Below are 23,514 nucleotides of genomic sequence, written 5' to 3' on the forward strand. Positions count from 1 at the left end.
CCAGTAATTACTGGTTGGCCTTTTTTTGTGGTCGTTTTACGATGGGGGAAGCCGGGAGAACGTGGCGGTTTTAGGGGCTAGGACCTCGTAACAAAAACAGTTCTCCCACGACCTCCAAAAGACCATGTTTGGGCTGGTAGGGGCAGTTGACCCCGTATAACAAGCGAAGCTATGGGTTTGGAACCATCGTGGAAAGGACCGGCGAAACGAAAGACAAGGAGTGAGGACATGGAACCTGTTGTTGGTGTAGATGTCGCTAAAGGTTCAAGTGTGATACAGGCATTTCAAAAACGAAATGAGCCCGTTGGTAAAGCTATCGTCATTGAGCATGTTGCGAGTGGGTTCGAACGATTCACGGAGATATTAGGCGCCCTTCAAGCCGAAACGGGAGTTGAGCCAGTGGTTGTTTTGGAGGCGACTGGACATTACCATCGTGCCTTAGTGTCCTGTCTGAATCGGAGCGGCTACACCTACTACATTGTGAATCCCTTGCAATCCAAGCGAGCCAAGGGAACACAGTTGCGCAAAGTTAAAACAGATGCTGCAGATGCTTGGCATCTGGCAGAGATGTACTATCGCGGCGACGTGAAACCACATCGAAATTGGGATGAGATGTTTACAGAACTACAGCATTTGACTCGGCAGCATGAGTTTGTCACGGGAATCTTTGTGCAGGCGAAGCTGAACAGCAGAGCCTTGCTGGAGCAAGTCTTTCCGGCGTATGAGCAGATATTTTACAATGTGTTTTCAACAACATCATTGACCGTGCTGTCTCATTGTTTGGAGGGAAGTGTGACGAATTGGAATGAAGTCATTCAGGGTAATTCGGGACGATCCCATTCCAAGCGATGGGCCCATGAAAAAGCGAGAAAACTGGAGGAAGTACTGAATGAATGGAGAGAAATTCGGCGTAGCCCTGCTCAAAGCAAGGCACTGCTTGGAATGGTCTCTTTATTGCTCGCGATGATTCGGCAACTGGAGGAACTCGAAAAACAAATGGAGGAACTCGCAGAAAATCTGCCTGAAGTGGAACTAATGAGAAGTATTCCGGGAATTGGAACGAAACTGGCCGCAGCCATTGTAGCTGAACTAGGTGATGTGAAACAGTTTAGAGATGCGAAGCAACTTGTAGCGTTTGCGGGCCTTGACCCCGGGATTTTCAGTTCAGGAAAGTTCACAGCGACAAGTACACGAATCACGAAACGAGGCTCTAAAAGGCTCAGACGTTCGCTATATTTAGCGGTTCAATGTGGAATGCGAAAGAATGCGAATGCAAGAATCCGCTCGTACTACGAGAAAAAAAGAAACGAGGGCAAGCCCTACAAGGTGGCCGTGATCGCCTGCGCAAACAAGCTGTTGCATCACATTTTCGCCATCTTGCAGAAGGGCCAGCCCTACCAAGTATAATCCATATTTAACCAAAACCTCCATTGCAGTGGAGGTTATTTGCATTGGTCGAAAAAAGTATAACATGAAAAGAAAACTCATCCAAGCTGAAATGCTTGACAAACATTAGCTGGTTTTTGTTTCGCGCGTTTCACGCACTCAACTGGCTAAAGCCATAATGAATAGGGGCTGTCCCATAAGTCATAAAAAGACTCGGGATAGCCCCAGTTTTCAAATTTACACAACAAAAAGAAGCCTTTCCTTGGTAAAATGGAAGTGTCGAGCAACCACTTTAAGGAGGGCTTCTTTTGTACATTCAATATACCATGGATCAACTGTTCTTGCCAATGGATTTGGAGACAGATATCCCCGAAAATCATCTTGTGCGTGTCGTGAATGACGCAGTTAACCGCCTGAGCGACTCCATTTTCAACGCCGCATATCCTGGTGGTGGCCGCCACAGCTATCATCCCAAAATGCTCACTAAAATCATCATCTACGCCTACACCCAGCGCATCTATTCTTCCCGGCAAATCGCCAAGGCGGTTCGCGAAAATATCATGTTCATGTGGCTCGCCGCACGCCAAAAACCAGATTTCCGTACCATCAATCGCTTTCGTTCCGAGCGGATGAAAGCAGTGCTCGAAACCGTGTTTACCCATGTGCTGGAGCTGTTGGTTCAGGAGCAATACGTATCCTTGGATCACTATTTTTTGGACGGAACCAAGCTCGAAGCGAATGCGAATCGCTATACCTTTGTGTGGAAAAAAGCCGTCGTCAAGCACCAGGCCAAGCTGCAAGAAAAAGTACATACCTTGTTTCAAGCCATCGAAGAGGCAGAAAACGAAGAGGATGCCGTCCATACCGGGGCCGACCTGCCTGAACTTGGTGAAACCTCGGCGCTCACGGCGGAAAAGCTGGAGCAAGCCGTGAAGCACTTAGAAGAAAAACTCAGCGAAAAACCCAAGGACAAAACCCTCAAAAAAGCGGTGCGCCAGTTGCGGAAGGACTTGCTGCCCCGGTTGCAAAAATATGAGCATCAGCTTCAAACTGTTGGCGAGCGAAACAGCTACAGCAAAACCGACTCGGATGCGACGTTTATGCGAATGAAAGAAGATCACATGCGAAATGGTCAATTGAAGCCTGGATACAATGTACAGATCGGAACAGAAAATCAGTTTGTTTTAGGCTACAGCGTCCACCAGCGGCCTACGGATACCAAATGTCTGAAGCCCCATCTGGATCATCTGGAAAAAATGCTAGGCCAGAAACCCAAGACCGTCATTGCCGATGCGGGGTATGGTAGTGAGGAAAATTACAGTTATCTGGAGGAAAAAAACATTCAGGGTATCGTGAAGTACGGGACATACCATAAGGAAAAAACAAGGACTTTTCAGCGAGCTATGGGTAAAGTAGACAACTGGAGTTACAACGAAACGTCAGATACGTGGACCTGTGCGGCTGGACAAACATTACATTTTCGCGTGGAACGTCAGACAGTGACAGAGAGCGGCTACCCGATTCGCACCCGTCATTACCTGAGCGAAGATTGTAGCCAGTGCCCCATGAAATCGATATGCACCAGGGCCCAAGGAGATCGGGAAATTGCCATAAGCCTGACCTACCTGCGGCAAAAAAACGAGATGCGAGAACGCCTGCGCAGCGAGGAAGGATATCGTCTTTCCGTTCGGCGCATGATCGAGCCTGAAAGTGTGTTTGGACAAATGAAAAACAATCGGGGATTCCGAAGATTCCTGCTTCGCGGCTTGCAAAAAGTAAGCCTGGAGGTCGGGTGGCTTTGCCTTGCCCATAATCTGCTCAAAAAAGCGACAATGGCGGAAAAACGTAAACGAGACCAATCAGGATGAACCTCTGCTTGGTCTCGTTTGGACGTATCGGTGTTCCTTCTCTTCACCGATGTTCTTTTTTAAAGGCTTTTGAGACAGCCCCTGGCTCTGGCTATTTAGGCTAGCTTATTTTAGATGGAACCAACTAATTGATTTTCCGTACAGCAAACCATAATTCTACAAATTGCAGTCCATCGTTGTTTCCTGTAACCTCGAATTCGAGATCGTCAACTTGCTCATAACCTGCTGTGGGGAGCCATTCCGAGAAGAAACGTTTATATAACGTATCCATTACCTCGTCCAGTTGATCCCAGGTAAATGGTTCGGATGAAAAGATGGCCCACGTATGCGCAGGTATAGTTATGACGGTGTAACCAGCAGTTCCACTTGTCTCCTTTTTAAATGCACACAACATATACGGAAATGTTTCTTCTTCCGTCGGTCTGTAACTGCACATAGCGTGTACTTGATGATAGTTCTGATTTAAAAAATCAGGCAGCCCATTGGCATGGAGTGCAAGTTTTTCAACCTCACCATTCTCATGACTTTGTTTCCATAAGTAGGCTGGGGTTTCTTTTCCGTATAAGCTGAATATTTTTTCGATCCCGAACACTTCAAAGCTTTCTTTTGTTTCAATGCGATAATTCATAGGCTCAGCCCCTTTAATAGAGATAAGAAAGGAAAGCCGTGGATAGGCTTTGAGCGCCGTCCCTTTTTCTCTTGCACGTGCAGGGTTCACTCCATGTAACGCATGAAATGCCCTTGCAAACGATACCGGAGATTCGTAGCCATACTTTATTGCAACATCAAGCACTTTCGCATCACTGGTCTGTAATTCGATAGCAGCCAGTGTAAGCCGTCTTCTTCTAATATACTCTGCCAGTGGCACATTCGTAATGAACGAGAACATCCTCTGAAATTGATATGAAGAACAGCAAGCACACTGCGCAACGTCTTTTAAACTGATTTCGTTGGATAGATTCGTTTCAATATGATCTAGAGCACGATTCATTCTCATCAGCCAATCCATCTGATCCCTCCTCTCAATTAAAGTAAAGTATAGCCTTATGTAACCAAGGTTTCGCAACGATTTGTGCACTCTGAAGTTTCATCATGCCCCACCCATCTCCGCACTAATATTGTGTTAAGCACCTTTTCTTTAACAATCATTTGTGTTCTTGCACAAATCGATCTTCTGATGTTATGTTATTTGACATTCTTGTTTGACTGCCACCGACAACCATGTTACATTTTCAAACATAAGTGGATATTGGAAAAAGATTACATGATATTCATCCTGTTATTTCTCATTATTTTAACCCGGCAAAGGAGTTGCTGACTATGCATTTAACCGTACAGGAACGTGAAAAATTACTGATGTATCTAGCTGCAGATATGGCCGATAAAAGGCTTAAACGTGGCGTTCAGCTCAATTATCCGGAAGCGGCTGCATATATTTCAGGATTCGTTGTAGAAGGTGCACGGGATGGAAAAACCGTGAAACAACTGATGGAAGAAGCTCGTCACCTCTTGGCTGCGAATCAGGTAATGGATGGCGTAGCTGAGCTGCTGAGCGAAGTCCAGATTGAAGCTACGTTCCCGGATGGAACGAAGCTTGTGACTGTACATGAGCCAGTTGCCCGGATCGATGATGCGATTATACCCGGTGAATATGAATTTGCGAATGACCCCATTGTGCTGCTGCCTGATCGGAGACGAATTACCCGTTCCGTGACCAATACGGGAAGCCGTCCTATTCAGGTCGGATCACACTTTCATTTTTTTGAAACGAACCCCGCTTTATCATTTGACAGGGAAGGTACTAAAGGATATCGGCTAGATATCGCTTCAGGCCTTTCCATCCGCTTCGAACCAGGAGAAATGCATGAAATTACGCTGGTTGAAATCGGTGGAACGAAAGAAATCCACGGATTCGCCGGACTAACCAACGGGAGGGTTGAATGATGAACACCATTGATCGTGCAACGTATGCAAGCATGTATGGTCCAACAACAGGAGACCGGATTCGGCTCGCGGACACCTCGTTAAAAATTGAGATCGAAAAAGACTTTACGGTGTACGGAGATGAGTGTGTTTTTGGCGGAGGTAAAACGGTTAGAGATGGTATGGGACAACACCCTTTAGCGACACGGGATGAAGGTGTTCTGGATACGGTCATTACCAACGCTGTTATTGTCGATACTTGGGGAATTGTTAAAGCTGATATCGGGATTAAGGATGGACTGATCCGGGGCATTGGCAAAGCGGGAAATCCATTTGTGATGGATGGTGTCGATCCTGACATGTATATTGGGGTAGGCACAGAAGTGATCTCTGGTGAAAATTTGATTGTGACCGCTGGCGGTGTAGATAGCCACGTGCACTTCATCTCTCCACAGCAAATTGAAATTGCGCTTCAGAGTGGGATTACGACGATGATCGGCGGAGGTTCTGGCCCGGCTACAGGCACACTTGCAACCAACTGTACCTCGGGCGTATGGCATATTGAACGCATGTTACAAGCGCTCGATTCACTGCCAATGAATTTTGTGATGCTTGGTCGTGGTAACAGTTCCAGACCTGAAGCGTTGATCGAACAAGTACTTGCTGGTGTCGGCGGGCTGAAAATTCATGAAGACTGGGGAAGCACACCTTATGTTATCGACAAATGTTTAAGCGTGGCGGAAAAATATGATATTCAGGTCAATATCCATACCGATACGTTAAATGAAGCTGGATATGTGGAGGACAGTTTGCGTTCATTCAATGGTCGAGCCATTCATACCTACCATACTGAAGGTGCGGGCGGCGGTCATGCGCCGGACTTGTTACGTGTAGCTTCTATGCCGAACGTCTTGCCTTCTTCCACCAGTCCAACCATGCCTTATACCCGAAATACAGTCGATGAGCATCTGGATATGCTGATGATTTGCCATCATCTCGATCCCAAAATTCCGGAGAATGTCGCTTTCGCCGCTTCGCGGATTCGGGAGACAACGATTGGTGCGGAAGATATTTTACATGATATCGGTGCAATCAGTATGACAAGTTCGGATTCACAAGCGATGGGACGTGTAGGTGAGGTGGCAATCCGAACATGGCAGACGGCGGATAAAATGAAAAAACAACGTGGTTCGCTTACCGGTGATCATCAGGCAGATAATGAGCGTGTTAAACGATATATTGCGAAATACACGATTAATCCTGCAATTACCCATGGCATTTCCACATACGTAGGTTCAATTGAAGTCGGCAAAATGGCCGATCTTGTGTTATGGAAACCCGCCTTTTTTGGAGTTAAACCGGAGCTTGTCGTTAAGGGCGGTATGATTATTCATAGTGTGATGGGAGATCCGAACTCCACCATCTCGACACCACAGCCATATATGTACAGACCGATGTTTGGAAGTTATGGCCAAGCACGTTCAGCCATTTGTGCGACCTTTGTTTCACAAGCTTCCATCGATGCAGGCACTCTCTCTCCTCTTGGACTCAGTAAAGCATTAAAACCTGTAACCGGCTGTCGTGCAGCCAGTAAAAAAGATATGATTTTGAACGGAGAAACGCCGAATATTATGGTTGATCCGAAAAAATATACGGTATCCGTGAATGGTGAAACGCTGCGCTGCCTTCCGGTTGACGAACTTCCAATGGCACAGCGGTATTTCTTGAGTTAATTTGAAGAGCGTTTTACCCCTCGTTCAAAACTTTGATTATATCTTTGAAAAAGCCCAGCTAACTTAGCTGAGCTTTTTTTGATTTCAATCTATTATTTTTGCCAGTTGCATCCGACTATTCCCGAATAAAACCGCCTTCGGAATGAATAACCTGCCCCGTAATCCACGCCCCTGCTTCACTAACCAGAAAATCAATAATATTGGCCGCATCCTCAGGGGCTCCGATTCTTCCTAGTGGAAACTTGGGCATAAGATAATCACGAATGGAATCATCCATCCACGTTGTATCGGTTGGTCCCGGGTTTACGGCATTTACCGTAATCTTTAAAGGTGCAAGTTCACGGGATAAGGATGTAGTAAAGGCGGAGATCGCTCCCTTGGTCGCAACATAAGCTAACTCGCCTGGCATCGGTGATATATCCTGTCCCGACGTCATATTGATAATCCTGCCTGAGGTTAGATTAGATTTTTCGAATTCACGGGCAAATATCGTACACAGTAGAAACGTCGATCGCATATTAACAGCATAGTGGTTATCCAAGAATTCGGCGTCAAAGGACTTGTAATCCGTGTTGACACTATAAGCTGCATTGTTAATGAGTATGCAAGGCTGCCCTAGTTTCTCGACTGCATTTTCGTATACTCGTTGTGCTGCGTTACGGTCGGTTAGATCGATCTCGATTGATGCACAGCGAACACCCATGTCTTCAATTTCCTTGTGAAAGGCATTGATCCATTCAGGATCAGCCTTATAGTGTGTGAAGAAAATATCAATATCTCTGGAAGCTAACTTGCGGCAAAAAGCACTGCCCATATCTCTTGGATCGCTGGCACCTGTGATGATTGCTATTTTTCTCTGAGTTAGAGTCATCATTTTACCTCCATGTCATGAAGTTGTTATGAAAATATTCATCAATCTTTATCATAGTAGATAATAGAGCTGATGAACATCACCTTTAATGATCTGACCAATGTTCTCTGATCTGCTCAACCAATCTCTTCCGTTTTCCCTTGATATGCAGATAGAACATACTTTTCATCCATCACATATGTATCTCCACATTAGGCGATTAGATGATACAATCTATTTGAAAGTTATCCTATAAGTAGCGTAATAGACAGTGAGCATGTATTTATTTTATCTATGAGGTGATCCCCGTTTGATGAATTTATATGGTGCGCAGCATCACATTCTGGTGCATTCCAATGCCATTGATGCTGAGGCACATCAACATACGTTTATTCAAGTCACAATTGCGTTGGAAAATCATTTCCAGATTGAAGTTCAGGGAGAAAAACTATCTACAGCTGGAATCGTGCTTAACTCCAATGTTACTCATCGCTTGCAGGTCTCAGGTCAGCCCTTGGTATTGCTTTTAATAGATAGCACCTCCAACATCGCAGCAGCTTTTAAACAGTATATGGGTAAACAGGCATACGCCAATTTCCCTTCAGAAGTTAGTGGAAAAGTTGCCGGATTTATTAAAGCGAGTTTACCGCAAATCCATGATGCTGAACGTTATGGTTTATTTGTACAAGAACTCATGACTTTCTTTCATCTGGATTTCATGCAACCTGCCATCACGGACTCTCGAATCAAGGAACTGATCCAATTAATGAAGAATTGCACGGATTCGGAGCACTCTATTCGTACTTACGCTGAACAGTTCGGTCTATCGAATAGCAGGTTGTCACATTTGTTTAAAGAGAATACGGGTATTTCACTTAGCGGATATATGTTGTTACATAAGTTACAGAAAGCATCCTATCTGATTTTTGAAGGACGGAGTATTACGGATGCAGCCATGGCGGCCGGTTTTGATACGCCCTCTCATTTTGCCAATACCAGCAAGCGATTGCTCGGCATGACGGCGAAGGATATTCGTAAAGATAGCGTGTTTTTGCAAGTTTCCTCCCTGTACTGACGATACAATGTTTACAGGAGGTGCTCATCATGAATAACATGTATCACTATCTCGAGCAGACGGAATTGTTAAACTTTAATCACTCGGCCATCCAGAGCCTCATTCGCAGTCGTAACTGGGCTTCACTCTCTGTAAAGGAGCAGATTCTGCACGTATATAATTACGTTCGTGACGAGATTGAATTTGGTTATAATCGCGGTGATGATATTCAAGCTTCAGAAGTGCTGCAAGACGGCTACGGGCAGTGCAATACAAAAGGCATTTTGTTCATGGCACTGCTCAGAGCGCTGGGCATCCCTTGCCGCATTCACGGTTTTACGATTCATAAGCAATTGCAGAAGGGTGCCATGAATGGCTGGTATTATCATCTTTCTCCGAAAGAGATCATCCATAGCTGGATTGAAGTCTTATATAACGACAGGTGGTTAAATATGGAGGGTTTCATCGTTGATCTTCCCTATCTCCACAAACTTCAGCAAAAATTCAAACAATGTACAGGTTCATTTTGCGGTTATGGAGTGGCCACGGATGATTTTCAAAACCCCTCTATTTTTTGGAATGAAAATGATACCTATGTACAAAAAGAAGGTATTCTCCAGGATTTCGGTACGTTTGACAATCCGGATCAGTTTTTTACTCTCCATCCGCAAAAGTTAAATCTAATCAAGAGAATGATATTCAGCCATGTGGTTAGGCATCTAATGAATAGGAATGTGAGAAGCATTAGGCGGGGGTGATCGTTTATTCTTATGATGCAAAACACCCAACAAAAATACGGAACGATTCAGCAAATTCTCTGTTTCGTTCCGTGCGAAATTTCGTATTAATCCATATTTACAGGCTCGATCACTTCGAATAAAAATGGATTACCGTTTAAATATTCTCTTATGTATGCTTGGGCATATTTCTGTTCATCGATTAAACTGGCTGTTTCTCTTGGATCAGAGGCGTGATGGCAGTAGTTCTCGATCATGAACATGACGAAAAAACATTCCAGATCCCGAGTATAGTCCGTTTCCAACTTCCTAATACTCTCATAACCTTGGATCAGCATCCATCGATGCTTTGGCCAAAGCTCCAACATGTTGCCTGCCATATCGTAGAGATAATATCCGTACCCACATCTTCCAAAATCAATCGGATAAGGTTGATTATCATTAAAAACCATATTACCGGTATGTAAATCAGCATGAATGAGCCCATAGTTATGTTCACTTGGACGCATAGTGGTAAGTTGGGATACAACCTTCTCAGCTGCATCTTGATACTGCTTCCATGCCTCTTCGGATAAAAAATGTTCATAATAACGTTCCAACTTAGCCATATCACGTTTAAAACTTTCTACTCCCCAAGTAGGTCTTACAAATTCAGAAGGTGGATTGAAATCCTTTGTTGCTTCATGCAGCCTGCTCATCAATACCCCCATATTATATGCATGACTATCCGTAAATTCACCTGGTGCTTTTTCACCCTCGATCCACCGCATCATCGTTACATAAGGGCGTCTATATCCTATCTCTGTTTCGATGTCCAATACATAAATACCATCAGAACTTGGTATTCCTTCGGGTACCTTTAGATCATTCGATTTGTTCAGTGCTTGTAACAGTAAAAGTTCCGAACGAATTTCCTCTTTACTCAATCGGTCCGAATGAATGCGAAGCAAATAATGGTTATCTGTACTGGTTTCAATTTTATACGTAATCGAATCGGATAGTTGAATAAACTGGATGTTATCCCACTCTATGTCATACTGTTGAATTGCTGATAAAACAACTTTCCTTGCTCTGATTAATAACGCCCGCCGTTCTTCATCCGTATCAAATCTAAAAAAATCATTCACTTGTTATCCCCCCTGCAGTTTTCATGAAGTAAAAATTAACTACTTCTCTTATATGTTATTGTAACGATAGTAAAAGCTTAAAAATATGTAGTAAATAATTTAAACTATGCTTTACACAGAAAAGTCATATATCTGATCGGCAATAGGAATATGTTATTTGCTAGAGCTAGCATTTGCAGGAAAACAAAAAACGGAACGAAGCGTCATCAAGCGATGCTTCGTTCCATTTGAATAGCTGAACTTCTGATAAACGAGAAAGATTTCTCCTCGGTACTATTCTCTTCGGTTGCACTCTCAACCTATTCCTGTTCTATTCTGCTGAATCCGGTCTACTTAATGGAGAACACTTCTTTTTTCAATAATGCTTCAGGTTTCTTACCGATCGGATCACTGTGGAAATATTCTCGAATCACCCCGTCTTCCAGATAGTTGGCAATGGATACCATAATCATGCCCTGATCCAGTGCCAGATAAGCTTTGGCAATCTCTTTGGTGTCCAGATTGATGGAGTCATATAAGCCGTATTTACCCATCATGTTTAACTTTTTCAACGTTTTGATGTTTTTTTGTGCCTCTTTAGGCGCATAATCCAGAGCGAGGAATGTTGCGTGTGCAGTTACCGTTGCTCCGTCTTTGTAACCTGAGATGCCAAGAGGTGTCGCTGCAAACTCACTATATCCTGTTGGAGTTGCGGACGGGGAGAATCCCCAGGCAACATATCCTTTTTCTTTGGCATATTCGATTTGCAATTCGACATGACGTTGATTGTTTAATCCTAATGCCTGAGTACCCAAGTCCTTTTCCTTGATCACGAGACCCGGCATAAGTCCTTCAAACATGCTACCGCCCCAGCTAGGTACGAACTTTTTACCTTTATACTCATAACTTCCTTCGAAAACATCCACGCCATCATAATTCACCGTGTGACCCTGTGGAATCTGAGACTGCCAATCCCATTCCAGAGGCATCGTACGATACATCTTCCACCAATGTTCTTTCGGTACATCTCCTTTACCAATAGCAATATAACTTCCTACACGAGGTTCTGTGTAAAATGACCCATAATGGTGCTCTGTCAGTGCGCCTTTGGCGACATCATAGCCACCACGGAATTGACCGACTTCCGGATCGTACAACGTTGTGTAGTTCATCTGTTTAACAAGTGTGCTGGTTTGTGTATTCAATTCTTTATAGGCTTGACCAACGACAATTAATCCAGCAGATAACCAACCGTTATCCACTTGAGATATAAATTGCCCCCAATCTTTTTTGACGGAACCATCGTCTGTGTTATACCAGTTATAAAAGAGCCCGTTCCACTTATCCATCTTCTCCAGTGTGTTAAGCGTTGTTTTCAAGCGGGATACGGCTTCTTTCTTTGAAAGGATACCCATTTGCTCCGCAGAAACCGTACTCATCATGTACATCGCAATGTTTGTGGGTGAAGTGCGTTTGGCTTCTTCGATGCCCTTCTCCTTCATTCTGACCTCATCATACGTCAATCCTGTTTTGGGATCGGTAAAATCGTTGAAGTACTTGTACGTTTTCTCGGCAACCGCTTTCAATTCTGGTTTGAAACCTTGTGGTTTACCTGAATCATGTGCCGATAAGACAGGAGTGAAAGCTGTACTGGCAAACAGACAAAAAGTTAAAACAAGTCCTAACCTTTTTACAATGTTCATCCCTTTTCTCCCTTCAAAATGTAATTCGAAACGTTTCGTATTTATGATAGCACGGATGCCCATAATTGGTAAACAACAAAATGAAAACCCTTACTTTTTATAGTTTTATTCAGGTTTTTCTTTTGGTTTTCATTTCGAAACGTTTCATGAATAACAGAGATTCTGATGCGTGTAGTCACTCTCTCTTGTGTAAGAGCGAAGATTCGACCCAGGTACGTATATAAGCAAACGCTAAAAAAGCCGCTAGGGTTAGCGGCTTCCATGAGACATACAAATGATGAAATTCAATCACAATACTCTATTCGAGTTGCATTGGTTTGTATCGTGATTGTTCGCTTCAATACTGCTCAAACCATCCCATCATTTTACAAAACAACAGGCTTCATTCGCCCATCCGTTCCAAACTGAATCGGGTCAATACACACTTCCCGGTGATACCCTTTTCCTTCGGAGAACCGCGATAACGGAGTGACAAAACGATGGTAAGCCATGTGGTACTGATCCGTTTCAGAATCATGGAAAATACAGTGATGTCCTGTTCCCAGCATGTCTTTTTCTACATTTTTACTTAAAACAGGGTAGTGATAGGTCACTGGGCCATAGAGGCTTTCCGACGTACCGTAATTGACATGGTAATCTTCACTTCCCGTATCATCACAAGACCATGTGAAGTGGTATAGGCCATCCCTCTTTAACACGGTTACAGCCTCCCTGAAATCATGCAATCCTGCAAGGTTACGCATCGTATCTTCACGAACCGTGATCATATCGTCACCAAGCTCCACAATGGCAGCATCCCCGTTGCCAAACAATAGATACATTTTGCCATCTTGCTCTGCATAGATTGAAGGATCAATGGCTTGTCCCATTGTGATACCAAGCCGTCTTAATTGATCCATCGTAATCAGTGGCTGCGGCTCCGCTCGGAATGGCCCCGTTGGGGAATCGGCAACGGCGACACCAATAGCGCTCTCATCGTTAGGCATCTTTCCGCAGAAATAGTAGTAAAACTTGTTGTTCCGGCTGGCAATCGCTGGTGCCCATGCATTCCCGATGGCCCAAGGTACATCATCCGTTGCCAGATCAAGAATCACACCTTCATCTTGCCAATACTTCAGATCGATCGAGGAAAAGACCTTAAACTGTGTACCTGACCACCCATCAAAACCATCAGTAGTTGGATACATATAGTAGCGGTCGTCAACCTTTGCGATATCAGGGTCGGCGTACTGACTAGCCAGTACCTGGTGCCCGTCTCCATACGCTGCTATCAGCCGGTTACATTCTTCCGCGGTGATTGGCAAAATGCCGCCATGTCGCTTTTTGGTTTTTCCCATATCAAACTCATCATCTGAAGCTATTCGGAAGTTTCCGCTATCCAAATCAGTCGTCAACAGCGGTAGATAACCTTTTCCCTCTGCAAAACGATCAACAATCAGACACCACTCCTCCCGGTCATTGAATTTAAATATCTGCGGCCCTTCTACACCCATCAGCGCTTCCAGCAGAGGCGCATGGAGCGGAGTGAAGGCATCCTTGTCCAGAGAGTTACCCTTTTCAACGCGAATGTTTTTGGTTGTTTCATCTTTGGAATAGCGGTAGTAAGAACCCGATGAAGCAAGAATGGTCGTATCAATGATGTGATTTTCACGCTCGATATACTTTTCCGATGGAGTGAATGTACGGAAGTCTTTGGTGCGTGCGCTGTAAATCTTTTGTTTACGCTCAGATTCATGTGCTTCCTCTGTGGCCGAGGCCCAGAATACAAGAAATTCATCAGCTATTTCATCATACACGGCTTCAGGTGCCCACACGCAGCCCGCCCCCGCTACACCGACTGTTACGGTCCATGGAGAAGACCACGTTGTGAGATCGCTGGATTCCCAGACAACAATGTCGCGGCTGCCCGCATGAACTGCTGTATCCCAGCCTTTGCCGTTTGCTATTCGTAGATCGGTAGCAATCAGATAAAACTTGCCATCCTTGGCGGAGCGAATGAGAAACGGGTCCCGTACGCCTTGTTCACCCAGTTTGGAGCGTAATACGGGATTACCTCCACCTAGATCCTTCCAGTGCAAGCCATCCTCACTATATGAAAAATATACCTGCTCTCCATCGGGCTGCTCACCGATAAAATGCACAAAGAGATATCCAGCGTAGTTTGTGTTTATGTTTGTGTTCAACAAGTTCATTAGCCTCCTAAGTTATGTATAGTATTTTTTATAAAAGAAAGCGCTTAACTTACTTTGTATCTTACTTCAAATCTGCTTTTAGGAGTAGTATAACTTACTGCACTTCGCTCATTTACCACCGCCGGGTCTTCGTATACAATGGTATAATTGCAAAGTTAAGCTCAAATGAACTGGAGGACTAACCCCTTATGATTCAATCCATAATACATATCGCCCTGGTTGTTAACGATTACGATGAAGCGATCGAGTTTTATACCCGAAAGTTGAACTTTACGTTACTCGAAGACACCTATCAACCTGAGCAGGATAAAAGATGGGTGGTGGTCGCTCCTCCCGGTTCCATCGGCACAACCATATTACTCGCTAGAGCTTCCAAGCCGGAGCAAGAGCCGTTTATCGGTAACCAAGCTGGTGGGCGTGTTTTCCTGTTCCTGAATACCGATGACTTCTGGAGAGATTACAATGACATGGTATCCAAAGGAATTGAATTTGTAAGAGAGCCGAAGGAACAATCGTATGGCATCGTTGCTGTGTTTAAAGACCTTTACGGGAACCTGTGGGATTTGCTGCAGATGAATGAGGATCACCCGATCTCCAATCGTATGAAGTAGTGGTGCAAGTAGACGAAACGTAAAGCAAAACATGTATATTAACAAAAATATGAAAAGCCCCTCTCTTCAGAGGGGCTAAATTCATGTTTAATCCACTTCAATGAAGCCGTGTTCCAGTTTAAACATCTGCTTTGACTTTAAATTCTCCCCTTCTCATCCTCTGCCATGGAACGAATGTAGAATGCCCCAAGCACCGAACAGAGCAAGAAAGAGAAAAATGCAATGGCTGCGGCCTGTTCACGTTCCTGAAATACACTGAACACCTGCTGCATGGATACCCCGAGCATCTGGGGAGAGTTCGCTCCGATCAGGAATGGCGCGGTAAACGAGCCAATGACCCCCATAAAGACAAAGGTTATTGCAACAAGAAATGTTTTGTAGGACAGCGGGAATATAAACCGGGTAAACAGTGTCAGCCTGCCAACACCCACGTCCTTAGCACTTTCAATCACGGATGAAGGAATGCCGGATAGTGCGGAACTAAGAAGCATCGTTGTGAACGGAATGTTGAACCAAAGATTCGCAATGATAATTCCTTTTTCATCAAAAATGATGCGCGGCAACGTTATCCCTACCACCTCCAGCAGACGTGCAAGCCAGCCGTGGTTGCCAAGCAGATTAATCAGGCCATAGGTTGCAATAACCCCCGGAATAAAAAGCGGAATCATGTACGTTTTACGAATCAGATTCACAATCGGCCCTTGGTTGAAACGCATGTAGATTGCCAGGCTGTAGCTGATAAGTATAACGACGATGCAGGTTATCGCTGTGATTTTCAGAGTGAAAACGATGTTATCACGCATGCCTTTGTCAGTAAACAAAAACGTATATCGGCTCAGATCATAACCGCCTGAATCAGTGGTCAGACTCATAATAAACGACTGAATAATTGGAATGATGACTACAATCAGCAGGATTGCGAAGGAGGGGAGCACCATCGCTATACCTGTAATCGACTGCCTGATTTCCTTACTCATTGAGCAGCGACGTCACTCTGCCAGCGTTTATTAATTTCTGTGCCCAGATCCCCGATGTTAAATGTGCGGAAGCCTTCAGCTACTCCGTCAAATTTGCTTTGTACTTCCTTGGACATGTTGGAAAGCTCGATACCAGGGAAACCGTTCATTTTGTTTACAATCACTTCCTGTGCTTCTGGGGACAATACGAAATTCAGGAAAGTGTTAATCGCTTCTTTTTTGTCCGACGCTTGATTCACCATCAAATATGTTGGGCCACCGTTAAAACCTGGTGTAATCTGTTGCATTTTGATCGTATCCGGCAGCAAACCTTCGTTCAATTGTTGCAGCACCATATCGGACCAAGCCGGAATCATGGACACCTCTCCATTCATAAGCAAGTCCAGGGTACCCTGGTTTTTCTTAGGATAAATGCCTTTGCCGTAAACGAATGGTCCAATTTCTTTGAGGGCATTGAAGCCGGTACTCCACTTCTCCATAATCGCTGGATCAGAGTTGTGAATGTCTTCTTCTGGCAGATCTTTATAAACAACCGTCTGCACAAATGAGCTTCCCGAACCGCCAGTTGAAGGGTCATTATAAGCGAATTGCTCGGGATTTGCTTTAATCCATGTCATGAGTTCATCCAGTGTCTTGGGCGGATTGCTTACCTTAGTGCTGTTATAAGCCAGAACAACTGCTGATGAACGATATGGGACTGCATAATGGTTAACATCCTTCATCGTATTAGCGTTAACTTTACTCAGATTGGGAATGTCCTTCGCATCCAGCTGTGCCCATACGTCATCTTTGATTCCTTGGGAAACGGTAGTGATGCTATCCTCGTACAGATCAATATCCCCTGATCCCTTTCCTGCCTTCTTGGCAGCCAGGATCCGGTCATAGGTTGGCTCTGCTCCAGTGCCTGATGGAATGTAAACCAGTTTAACGTCGACATCCGGGTGTTCTTTTTCAAACATCGGTTCCAGTGAGTCCCACAGGTCTTTTACATTTTGTGAGCCTGTAAAATAGAAGTTAAAAGATACGGGCTTACTCGATGCAGCTGCGCTGCCCTCACTTGACGCTGCCTTGGTATCACTTACGCTGCCACAACCTGCGAGTAGAGACATGGACAATCCAACTACCGTCAACAATGATAAAAAAGGGTTCTTCTTAAGCATATTTTTCTTCCTCCTCAGTATGATTCCTCATGTGGAAATGCAGTCATTTTGCTGATCGATACGTGAACGTCCTTACCTGTATGAAGCTGCTCTACCCCCTCTTTGTTTAGAAAAGCACGAATAACACCAAGCTGGGACAGATCAATGGTAACTTCGGCATAATGCCCCAGAATCATCACTTGTTTGATTTTTCCTGCCAAGCTCTGCTGATCTCCTACGGTTAATTGCAACTGTACGTCTTCCGGTCGAACTGCTGCTATCACCTGTCCATCCAGATTTTTCTCGTTTGGGAGAAGGATATCTCCAATTTGAATGCTTTCCCCTGCTGCCACCCCTCTCAGGAAATTCATTTTGCCGATAAAACTGGCAACATATAATGAAGCAGGCTCATCATAAATCCGTTGAGGCTCTGCGATTTGTTCAATTCGCCCGTGATTCATGACGATAATGCGGTCGGATAAGGACAAGGCCTCCTCCTGATCATGCGTCACAAACACCATCGTGAGTCCTGTTTTTATCTGAATCTCACGGAGTTCCTCGCGCATCTCATGTCTCAGTTTGGCGTCCAGTGCAGAGAATGGCTCGTCCAATAACAACACGGCCGGATTAAGCAGCAGGGAACGCGCGAGGGCAACGCGCTGTTGTTGTCCACCAGACAGCTCGGCCGGATATTTTTTGTCAAACCCCGACAGCCGAACCAGCTTGAGTGCATCCTCTACAGCGGTTTGAATCTCATCCTTGGGCTTTTTGCGAATTTTTAGACCAAACGCCAGGTTGTCGTATACCGACATATGGGACCATAGATTATAGCTTTGGAACACCATGGAGGTCGGACGTTTCTCCGGCGGCAGCTGAATCACACTTTGGCCTTCGATTAGAATGTCGCCAGAGTCCGGTTCCAGAAATCCACCAATGCTCCGAAGCACGGTTGTTTTCCCGCAACCTGAAGGTCCCAGCAATGTAACCAGCTCTCCCTTTTGAATATCGATGTTGATGCCGCTGACCCCATCGCCCGTTTTGTAACGTTTAGATAACTCGCGTACTGACAACTGCATGGTACGTACTGCCTCCCTTTTGCCCCGGTATGATGACCGAAACGTTGTTTATTTCATCTGAAAACCATTGGCTAGCACATCCGCGCTAACCAGCCGTTGGGCTGCTACTAGCAAAATGATCGTCGGCAGTGTCAGAATAATGGAGAATACGGCTCCGGCACTGCTTGGAAAATCGGAAATGATCGAGTACATCACGATGGGCATCGTTTTATAATCGGGAATACCGACCAGGAACGTCCCTTGTGCTTCATCCAGTGAGTTGAGAAAGGTAAAGATGGATGCAACCATAATGCCGGGCATCGCCATAGGTAATGTGATGCTGCGAAACACTTTGAACGGACTCGCCCCAACGTCTCGCGCCGACTCTTCTTGTGCCCGGTGTACGTTGCGGAAGGCAGAGGTGGGAATCCAGGTCATGAACATCAGCACATTAATCATATGAATCAGCACAACACCAAGAAGTGTATTCATCAGACCGATCTGGTAGAAAAGTACGGCGATGGAGACATACAGCCCCATTTTGGGAAAAGCATGTGTCAGAAGGAACGAAAACAGGAACATGCGCTTCAGTGGAAATTGCAATCTGGCAAAAGCATACGCAGCCGGGATGCAGATGACGATGGACAGCAAAGTTACGAGCGTAGCGATAAGGAAGGATAACGAGATCGACGAGACGATGTCATCCTTCGCCAGCACGAATTCCCACCATTTAAATCCCCAGATCTGAGGAAGAATGTCCGGGTAGTTCCATTTTTCACTAAATGCAAGCACCAGCAGATTAACCAGAGGTCCTGCAAAGAAAATGGCGAACAAGGTCAGTAATACAAATTCAATGATTCTTCTTGGCCCAACATGTTTCCAGTACCACAACATATCTATTCCTCCTCTCTTTTTGTCGATTGTCGAATCAGTACGTGACTTTCGTATTCGGTCAAATGAGGTACATTCTTCTCCCCGCGAATCAGGCGATCCAGAATAGATACGGCATCACGCCCAATGCTTGTGGCATCCACGCTGACCGTAGTCAGTGAAGGGTGAACCATGCTGGATAACTCCGTGTTATCGTAACCCATTACCGCTACATCCTCCGGGATCTGCATGCCGCGATCGAGCATCACCTTCATCGCACCCAGTGCCAGCATGTCGTTTGTACTGAAAAGTGCGCTGTACTGCCCTTCCCGGAAAGCTGCATAGTTCTCTTCCATTACTTGATGTCCAGATTCGAAGCTCGATTCCAAAGATGGCACGATGGTAACCTGCCCTTGAGAGGCGGAGATACCAAGTGATTCGAGACGCTGGCAAAAACCCTTCAGCCGTAACGAGTGGCTTCGATGCTCGCCTGGCCCGGCAATGACGAAGAATCGGCGGTGTCCACAGGAAACCAAATATTCTGCTGCGCGTTGACCTCCTGCTTCATCGTTGCTAACGAGATGTACAACATCGGGATCTTCGGTTGATCCGTTGACCATGAGATATGGAATATTGAATTTTTTAACGTAGTCGATCACGTTCTTCTGTAATCGACTGACCAGAATGAGTCCATCCACTCGCTGCTCCAGCATGTAATCCGTAGAGCGCAGTGACATTTCCCGATCCGTCTTCAAAAAGATGGAATAACCCAGCTCTTCAGCAGCCATTAGAATCTCATCAATAATTCGTCCATACAGCGTGTGGGATACAATAGGTAGCTTGTCCCGAAAAACGATGACACCGATGTTATACGTGCGCTTCGAAACCATGGCCCTTGCAACTGCGCTAGGTTTGTATCGGAGCTGATCGGCCGCCTGAAGCACACGCTCTCGCACATCAGGACTTGCGTACCCATTGCCAGAGATCACACGGGATGCTGTTGATTTGGATACACCTGCCAGTTCTGCTAGTTCTCGCAGACTATAGTTCAGCTTTTGGTTCAACCCGTTTCTCCTCCGCCCGATTCATCTCTTCACGCACAGCTGTCAGCTTCAGCGGATCACGAGTGGTAATGGAATCGACGCCCCATCGTGCCAGCCTGTGCATATCCTCAGCCTCCATAACCGTCCATACATAGACATCAAGTCCGTTCGAATGTACGATATTAGTGAAATCCTCTTGTAGGATCTGAAAAGGCAGGTTTAGTCCAAAGCAGCCAGTATCTTTGGCTTCCTTGCACATCTGATTGATAGCATCCGCATAGCGGATACGTCCCAGATGCTTCAGGTTTACATTCAGTAACCTGCGAATATGTGGTGCATACCTGGCTGCTTTCTTTGCAGTTTCATATGCACAACCGCTTAGTAATACGTGTTCTCTCATGTGCATCTGCTCAATCAGGGTCGACACTGGTTCCAGCGCGTGATCCGTTTTGATATCAAGGTTCATGATTTTACCCGCCTCATGGATTTGCAGCAGCATCTCCTGAAGGGTCGTGAACGGAGTTAGTCTCTTCGCATTCAACTCATTCAACGTAAGTTTCTCCAGACAGCCTCGTCTGCCGCCTTCGAGTTCGACTTCATCATCATGCGCGAGCACGGGAATCCCGTCCCGGGTTATTCGAATATCGTCTTCGTAAATATCCACCCCTAGTCCCAAGGAAGCCTGTAATGATTCAAAAGAGTGATCAGGATGTCCCATGCTACCCGTATGTGCTGTAATCAGCGGGAATCTGCTCATGGTTGCTTCGCTCCTTCTTCAAAATAGATGGCGTTGGTAAAAGCGATTCGCACATATGCGCCTTTCATCGTTCCCCAACATTCGGCACGAATCCATGTTCGAGGTGCTGCTGCATCATTTGCAGACAGCGGCATATGCAATTCCAGAACAGGCTCGTTTGGTTGCCCGACCACCTCTGCCTGTCCTTCCTCGCCCAGATTGGAGAACAGCTTGATCATTAATGTCTGATCTGGTAACGACCACTTTCCGGCACGGGCAGAGAAGTCCAAGGTGATATGCGCCAGCAGCAGCTGTTCCGTATTTTGCGTCCTGAGCAGTGGAGGCGGAACGACAGAACCCAGAGGGTAAGTGGTATCTCCATCGCTCATCGTCAAAGTGAGTAATGGCCCCATCGTTACAGACACTCTTCCTTCACGTAAGGAGTGAATCAAGTGATCTGTGTGAAGCGAAGCCATGTTTGCCTCTTCCCCAATTCCAAGGTATGTGACAGAGAGCGGATCATCGGTCTTATCTTGTGAATGCCAGTCTCGGCCCGAGGTGGCCGCGATCCGGTATCCCTCATTCAACTTTTGTGTCCATAGTTCAAAGGCTCGATGATTATTCGTCTGAATGGAGGGAAATGTACCAGACCACACTTCGATATAATCAACGCTAGGCCAGTCCGTAATCTCATATTCCCAGAAGCAGCCTGTGCAGGCGGGACTTCCGATACGAAATGGGTGTGCAAGTCCAGCAATACCCCCGTGTCGATGAACAACCGCGATTCCTTTTTCAATATCGTCCCGGCTCACATCACGCCAATCTGCAAATTCTTGAAGCCCAATAGTCACCATATGACCGTAAAAGGTCGTCCACTCCATACCCGGGATGATGTGCAGCCCGTATTCCTGTTCTATCTCGCCTTTACCGATCAAGCCAGACATGGTGTTATGATCTGTCAATGCGATAGCATCGAATCCGAGTTCAGCGGCACCTGTAACAAGTTCTTCGAGGGTCTGACTGCCGTCACTGTGCAGCGTATGGGTATGCAGTTCACAAGCGAGCCATTTCATAAGCTGTCCCCCTCGGATGTCCAGATTTGCATCTGATAGGTGCATGTTTCTGTCACAATACAATGCACGCTTAATATGACCGTCCAGGTTCCAGCGGGCAGTTCACCCGGTATCAGTCCAGGGGAAGCATCCTGTTTGGTTATGTACAGTTCCTGAATAGGATCATGGCGATGGCAAGCTCCACGGTATCGACTTGTGTCGTCCAGCGATAGGGTCATCAGGTTTTTTAACGGGAGATGCCGACTCGCATTCGCTATGGCGTATTCACGCTGTTCGGGTAAAATGTACAGATCGTAACTTTCTTTAAGCAGCTCTATGGATCTGTCCTGATCCTCAAGGGTTTTGGGCCCGTATTGCAAGCGCATGTGCAGCTTGGCGCATCCGGTTTCGACAACAAATGGCATGCAGATATGTGTCTTTGAATCATGGGAAGTGAGGCTTCCTGTCAGATCCAGTACCTTCATTTGAACAGCACACCCTTCAGCGTGTTATGAAAAAGAAATGATGATTCCTCTGTGGGACCGTTCCCACATCCACTTCTTATGTTAAGGTGAGATTATCAGCCCTGTTTCTGGCGCGTGTTAATATTCTGTAAAGCCGAAAAGGGCCTGCCTTCTATTAAAAGAAGACAGGCCCTTCTGATCAGGACATAGTTGATTGTTTTCACACACTCAAAGAGAATTAGTCTATTTTCCCATAGCTGAATTATAGATGCCTTTTTAGTCAGCGTCAGTAGGATATACCGACCCTGGAGTTCATAAACCGACGATCCATGAGTTGACGATAGGTGAATTCAGCAGTATCCCCAACGGAAATTTCAGTGCCGCCCTCGGGCAACATATCTCGTTCTACCCGGTAGGTACCAAGACGTTCCCCATCTGGCAAATACGTTGGACACACCATGGTCCACTCCAGATTGGATTCTTTTAGCAGTGTATACACCCGTTCATGTTCCTCAGCCGCTCGGGTTGACTTGCGCTTGGATTCACTGGATTGATAGCGCAGCTTCTCAGGTTCGGTTCTGCTTTGCAGAATACCAGCCGTTCCCACAGTAATGATTCGTTGTATGCCTTCTTGTACCATAGCATCCATAAGTAACGGCATACTTTCCGAAAGAGTGGTTGTTCCATCCGTATTCAACGCACTGATCACCACATCAGCGCCTTGTATGGCACGGAAGAGATCTTGGGGTTCCAACACGTTACCTTGTATAATCGTCAACTGGTCATGATGTGTGTTTATTTTCTCTGGCGTACGAACCAAAGCCGTTACTTGGTGACCGTCCTGAAGCGCGTATGTAACGATATGGCTTCCGACACGTCCAGTAGCTCCGAGCACTAAAATATGCATAAAGAAACCTCCTGATGTAATGTTTACTATATGGTTTGCCAACATTTTGCCCGTAAAACAATAGAATAACAAAAAAAACGTTATCCGGGTACTCTAAGTACGCCGCAT

General features: G+C 45.5%; 21 protein-coding genes. 7 read left to right on the forward strand and 14 right to left on the reverse strand.

The annotated features are described in order from the left end of the window. Positions 1-228: 228 nt before the first annotated feature. Positions 229-1,407, forward strand: coding sequence for an IS110 family transposase (locus ACR8BL_RS02020; RefSeq protein ID WP_434751063.1), 1,179 nt, complete (start codon positions 229-231; stop codon positions 1,405-1,407). A gap of 287 nt (positions 1,408-1,694) precedes the next feature. Next, positions 1,695-3,254 (forward strand): IS1182 family transposase, encoded by a 1,560-nt coding sequence (locus ACR8BL_RS02025; RefSeq protein ID WP_434750997.1) that lies wholly within the window; start codon positions 1,695-1,697, stop codon positions 3,252-3,254. A gap of 124 nt (positions 3,255-3,378) precedes the next feature. On the opposite strand, the gene ACR8BL_RS02030 is transcribed toward ACR8BL_RS02025, so the two are convergent. Further along, a complete protein-coding gene (locus ACR8BL_RS02030; RefSeq protein ID WP_434751064.1) occupies positions 3,379-4,263 on the reverse strand; it encodes an AraC family transcriptional regulator in 885 nt (294 codons plus the stop codon). Between the two features lie 311 nt (positions 4,264-4,574). Between ACR8BL_RS02030 and ureA the strand changes: the two genes are divergently transcribed. Both ureA and ureC read left to right on the forward strand, forming a co-directional pair. Further along, positions 4,575-5,198 (forward strand): urease subunit gamma, encoded by a 624-nt coding sequence (gene ureA / locus ACR8BL_RS02035; RefSeq protein ID WP_434751065.1) that lies wholly within the window; start codon positions 4,575-4,577, stop codon positions 5,196-5,198. After that, positions 5,198-6,910, forward strand: coding sequence for an urease subunit alpha (gene ureC, locus ACR8BL_RS02040; RefSeq protein ID WP_434752980.1), 1,713 nt, complete (start codon positions 5,198-5,200; stop codon positions 6,908-6,910). The genes ureA and ureC overlap by 1 nt, the downstream gene beginning before the upstream one ends. Before the next feature lie 115 nt (positions 6,911-7,025). On the opposite strand, the gene ACR8BL_RS02045 is transcribed toward ureC, so the two are convergent. Next, on the reverse strand, positions 7,026-7,781 hold the full coding sequence (locus tag ACR8BL_RS02045; RefSeq protein WP_434752981.1) for an SDR family oxidoreductase: 756 nt from the start codon (positions 7,779-7,781) through the stop codon (positions 7,026-7,028). Positions 7,782-8,073: 292 nt separating this feature from the next. Here ACR8BL_RS02045 and ACR8BL_RS02050 point away from each other — a divergent pair, with 292 nt between their 5' ends. Both ACR8BL_RS02050 and ACR8BL_RS02055 read left to right on the forward strand, forming a co-directional pair. Beyond that, on the forward strand, positions 8,074-8,835 hold the full coding sequence (locus tag ACR8BL_RS02050) for a helix-turn-helix domain-containing protein (RefSeq protein ID WP_434752982.1): 762 nt from the start codon (positions 8,074-8,076) through the stop codon (positions 8,833-8,835). Between the two features lie 29 nt (positions 8,836-8,864). Further along, complete coding sequence (locus ACR8BL_RS02055) at positions 8,865-9,572, forward strand: transglutaminase-like domain-containing protein (RefSeq protein WP_434751066.1); 708 nt, start codon at positions 8,865-8,867, stop codon at positions 9,570-9,572. 86 nt (positions 9,573-9,658) lie between these two features. Here ACR8BL_RS02055 and ACR8BL_RS02060 read toward each other — a convergent pair whose 3' ends face one another. The 3 genes from ACR8BL_RS02060 to ACR8BL_RS02070 all read right to left on the reverse strand — a co-directional run bounded on the left by ACR8BL_RS02060 (position 9,659) and on the right by ACR8BL_RS02070 (position 14,546). After that, positions 9,659-10,678: a phosphotransferase enzyme family protein gene (locus ACR8BL_RS02060; RefSeq protein WP_434751067.1), complete on the reverse strand. Its 1,020-nt coding sequence runs from the start codon at positions 10,676-10,678 to the stop codon at positions 9,659-9,661. A 329-nt stretch (positions 10,679-11,007) separates the two neighbouring features. After that, positions 11,008-12,360, reverse strand: a complete 1,353-nt coding sequence (locus ACR8BL_RS02065; protein WP_434751068.1) for a glucoamylase family protein — start codon at positions 12,358-12,360, stop codon at positions 11,008-11,010. Between the two features lie 365 nt (positions 12,361-12,725). Beyond that, a complete protein-coding gene (locus ACR8BL_RS02070) occupies positions 12,726-14,546 on the reverse strand; it encodes a family 43 glycosylhydrolase (protein ID WP_434751069.1) in 1,821 nt (606 codons plus the stop codon). Positions 14,547-14,740: 194 nt separating this feature from the next. Between ACR8BL_RS02070 and ACR8BL_RS02075 the strand changes: the two genes are divergently transcribed. Then, positions 14,741-15,163 (forward strand): VOC family protein, encoded by a 423-nt coding sequence (locus tag ACR8BL_RS02075; protein ID WP_434751070.1) that lies wholly within the window; start codon positions 14,741-14,743, stop codon positions 15,161-15,163. Between the two features lie 137 nt (positions 15,164-15,300). Here ACR8BL_RS02075 and ACR8BL_RS02080 read toward each other — a convergent pair whose 3' ends face one another. From ACR8BL_RS02080 to ACR8BL_RS02120, 9 genes are all read right to left on the reverse strand, one after another. Then, complete coding sequence (locus ACR8BL_RS02080) at positions 15,301-16,140, reverse strand: ABC transporter permease (RefSeq protein ID WP_434751071.1); 840 nt, start codon at positions 16,138-16,140, stop codon at positions 15,301-15,303. Then, positions 16,137-17,300 carry an extracellular solute-binding protein gene (locus ACR8BL_RS02085; protein ID WP_434751072.1) on the reverse strand — a complete coding sequence of 388 codons (1,164 nt, stop codon included), beginning with the start codon at positions 17,298-17,300 and terminating at the stop codon, positions 16,137-16,139. The genes ACR8BL_RS02080 and ACR8BL_RS02085 overlap by 4 nt, the downstream gene beginning before the upstream one ends. A gap of 14 nt (positions 17,301-17,314) precedes the next feature. Continuing rightward, positions 17,315-18,355, reverse strand: a complete 1,041-nt coding sequence (locus tag ACR8BL_RS02090) for an ABC transporter ATP-binding protein (RefSeq protein ID WP_434751073.1) — start codon at positions 18,353-18,355, stop codon at positions 17,315-17,317. Between the two features lie 48 nt (positions 18,356-18,403). After that, complete coding sequence (locus ACR8BL_RS02095) at positions 18,404-19,228, reverse strand: ABC transporter permease (protein ID WP_434751074.1); 825 nt, start codon at positions 19,226-19,228, stop codon at positions 18,404-18,406. Positions 19,229-19,230: 2 nt separating this feature from the next. Beyond that, on the reverse strand, positions 19,231-20,268 hold the full coding sequence (locus ACR8BL_RS02100) for a LacI family DNA-binding transcriptional regulator (protein ID WP_434751075.1): 1,038 nt from the start codon (positions 20,266-20,268) through the stop codon (positions 19,231-19,233). Beyond that, positions 20,246-21,004 (reverse strand): glycerophosphodiester phosphodiesterase, encoded by a 759-nt coding sequence (locus ACR8BL_RS02105; RefSeq protein ID WP_434751076.1) that lies wholly within the window; start codon positions 21,002-21,004, stop codon positions 20,246-20,248. Before ACR8BL_RS02105 ends, ACR8BL_RS02100 begins: the two co-directional genes overlap by 23 nt. Beyond that, positions 21,001-22,056, reverse strand: a complete 1,056-nt coding sequence (locus tag ACR8BL_RS02110; protein ID WP_434751077.1) for a CehA/McbA family metallohydrolase — start codon at positions 22,054-22,056, stop codon at positions 21,001-21,003. The genes ACR8BL_RS02105 and ACR8BL_RS02110 overlap by 4 nt, the downstream gene beginning before the upstream one ends. Next, positions 22,053-22,520, reverse strand: coding sequence for a hypothetical protein (locus ACR8BL_RS02115; protein WP_434751078.1), 468 nt, complete (start codon positions 22,518-22,520; stop codon positions 22,053-22,055). Before ACR8BL_RS02115 ends, ACR8BL_RS02110 begins: the two co-directional genes overlap by 4 nt. Before the next feature lie 265 nt (positions 22,521-22,785). Next, entirely contained in the window at positions 22,786-23,406 is a 621-nt protein-coding gene (locus ACR8BL_RS02120; RefSeq protein ID WP_434751079.1) for an NAD(P)-dependent oxidoreductase, read from the reverse strand. Positions 23,407-23,514 lie beyond the last annotated feature (108 nt).

Source organism: Paenibacillus amylolyticus (genome assembly GCF_051136285.1).
Classification (GTDB): Bacteria; Bacillota; Bacilli; order Paenibacillales; family Paenibacillaceae; genus Paenibacillus; species Paenibacillus amylolyticus_F.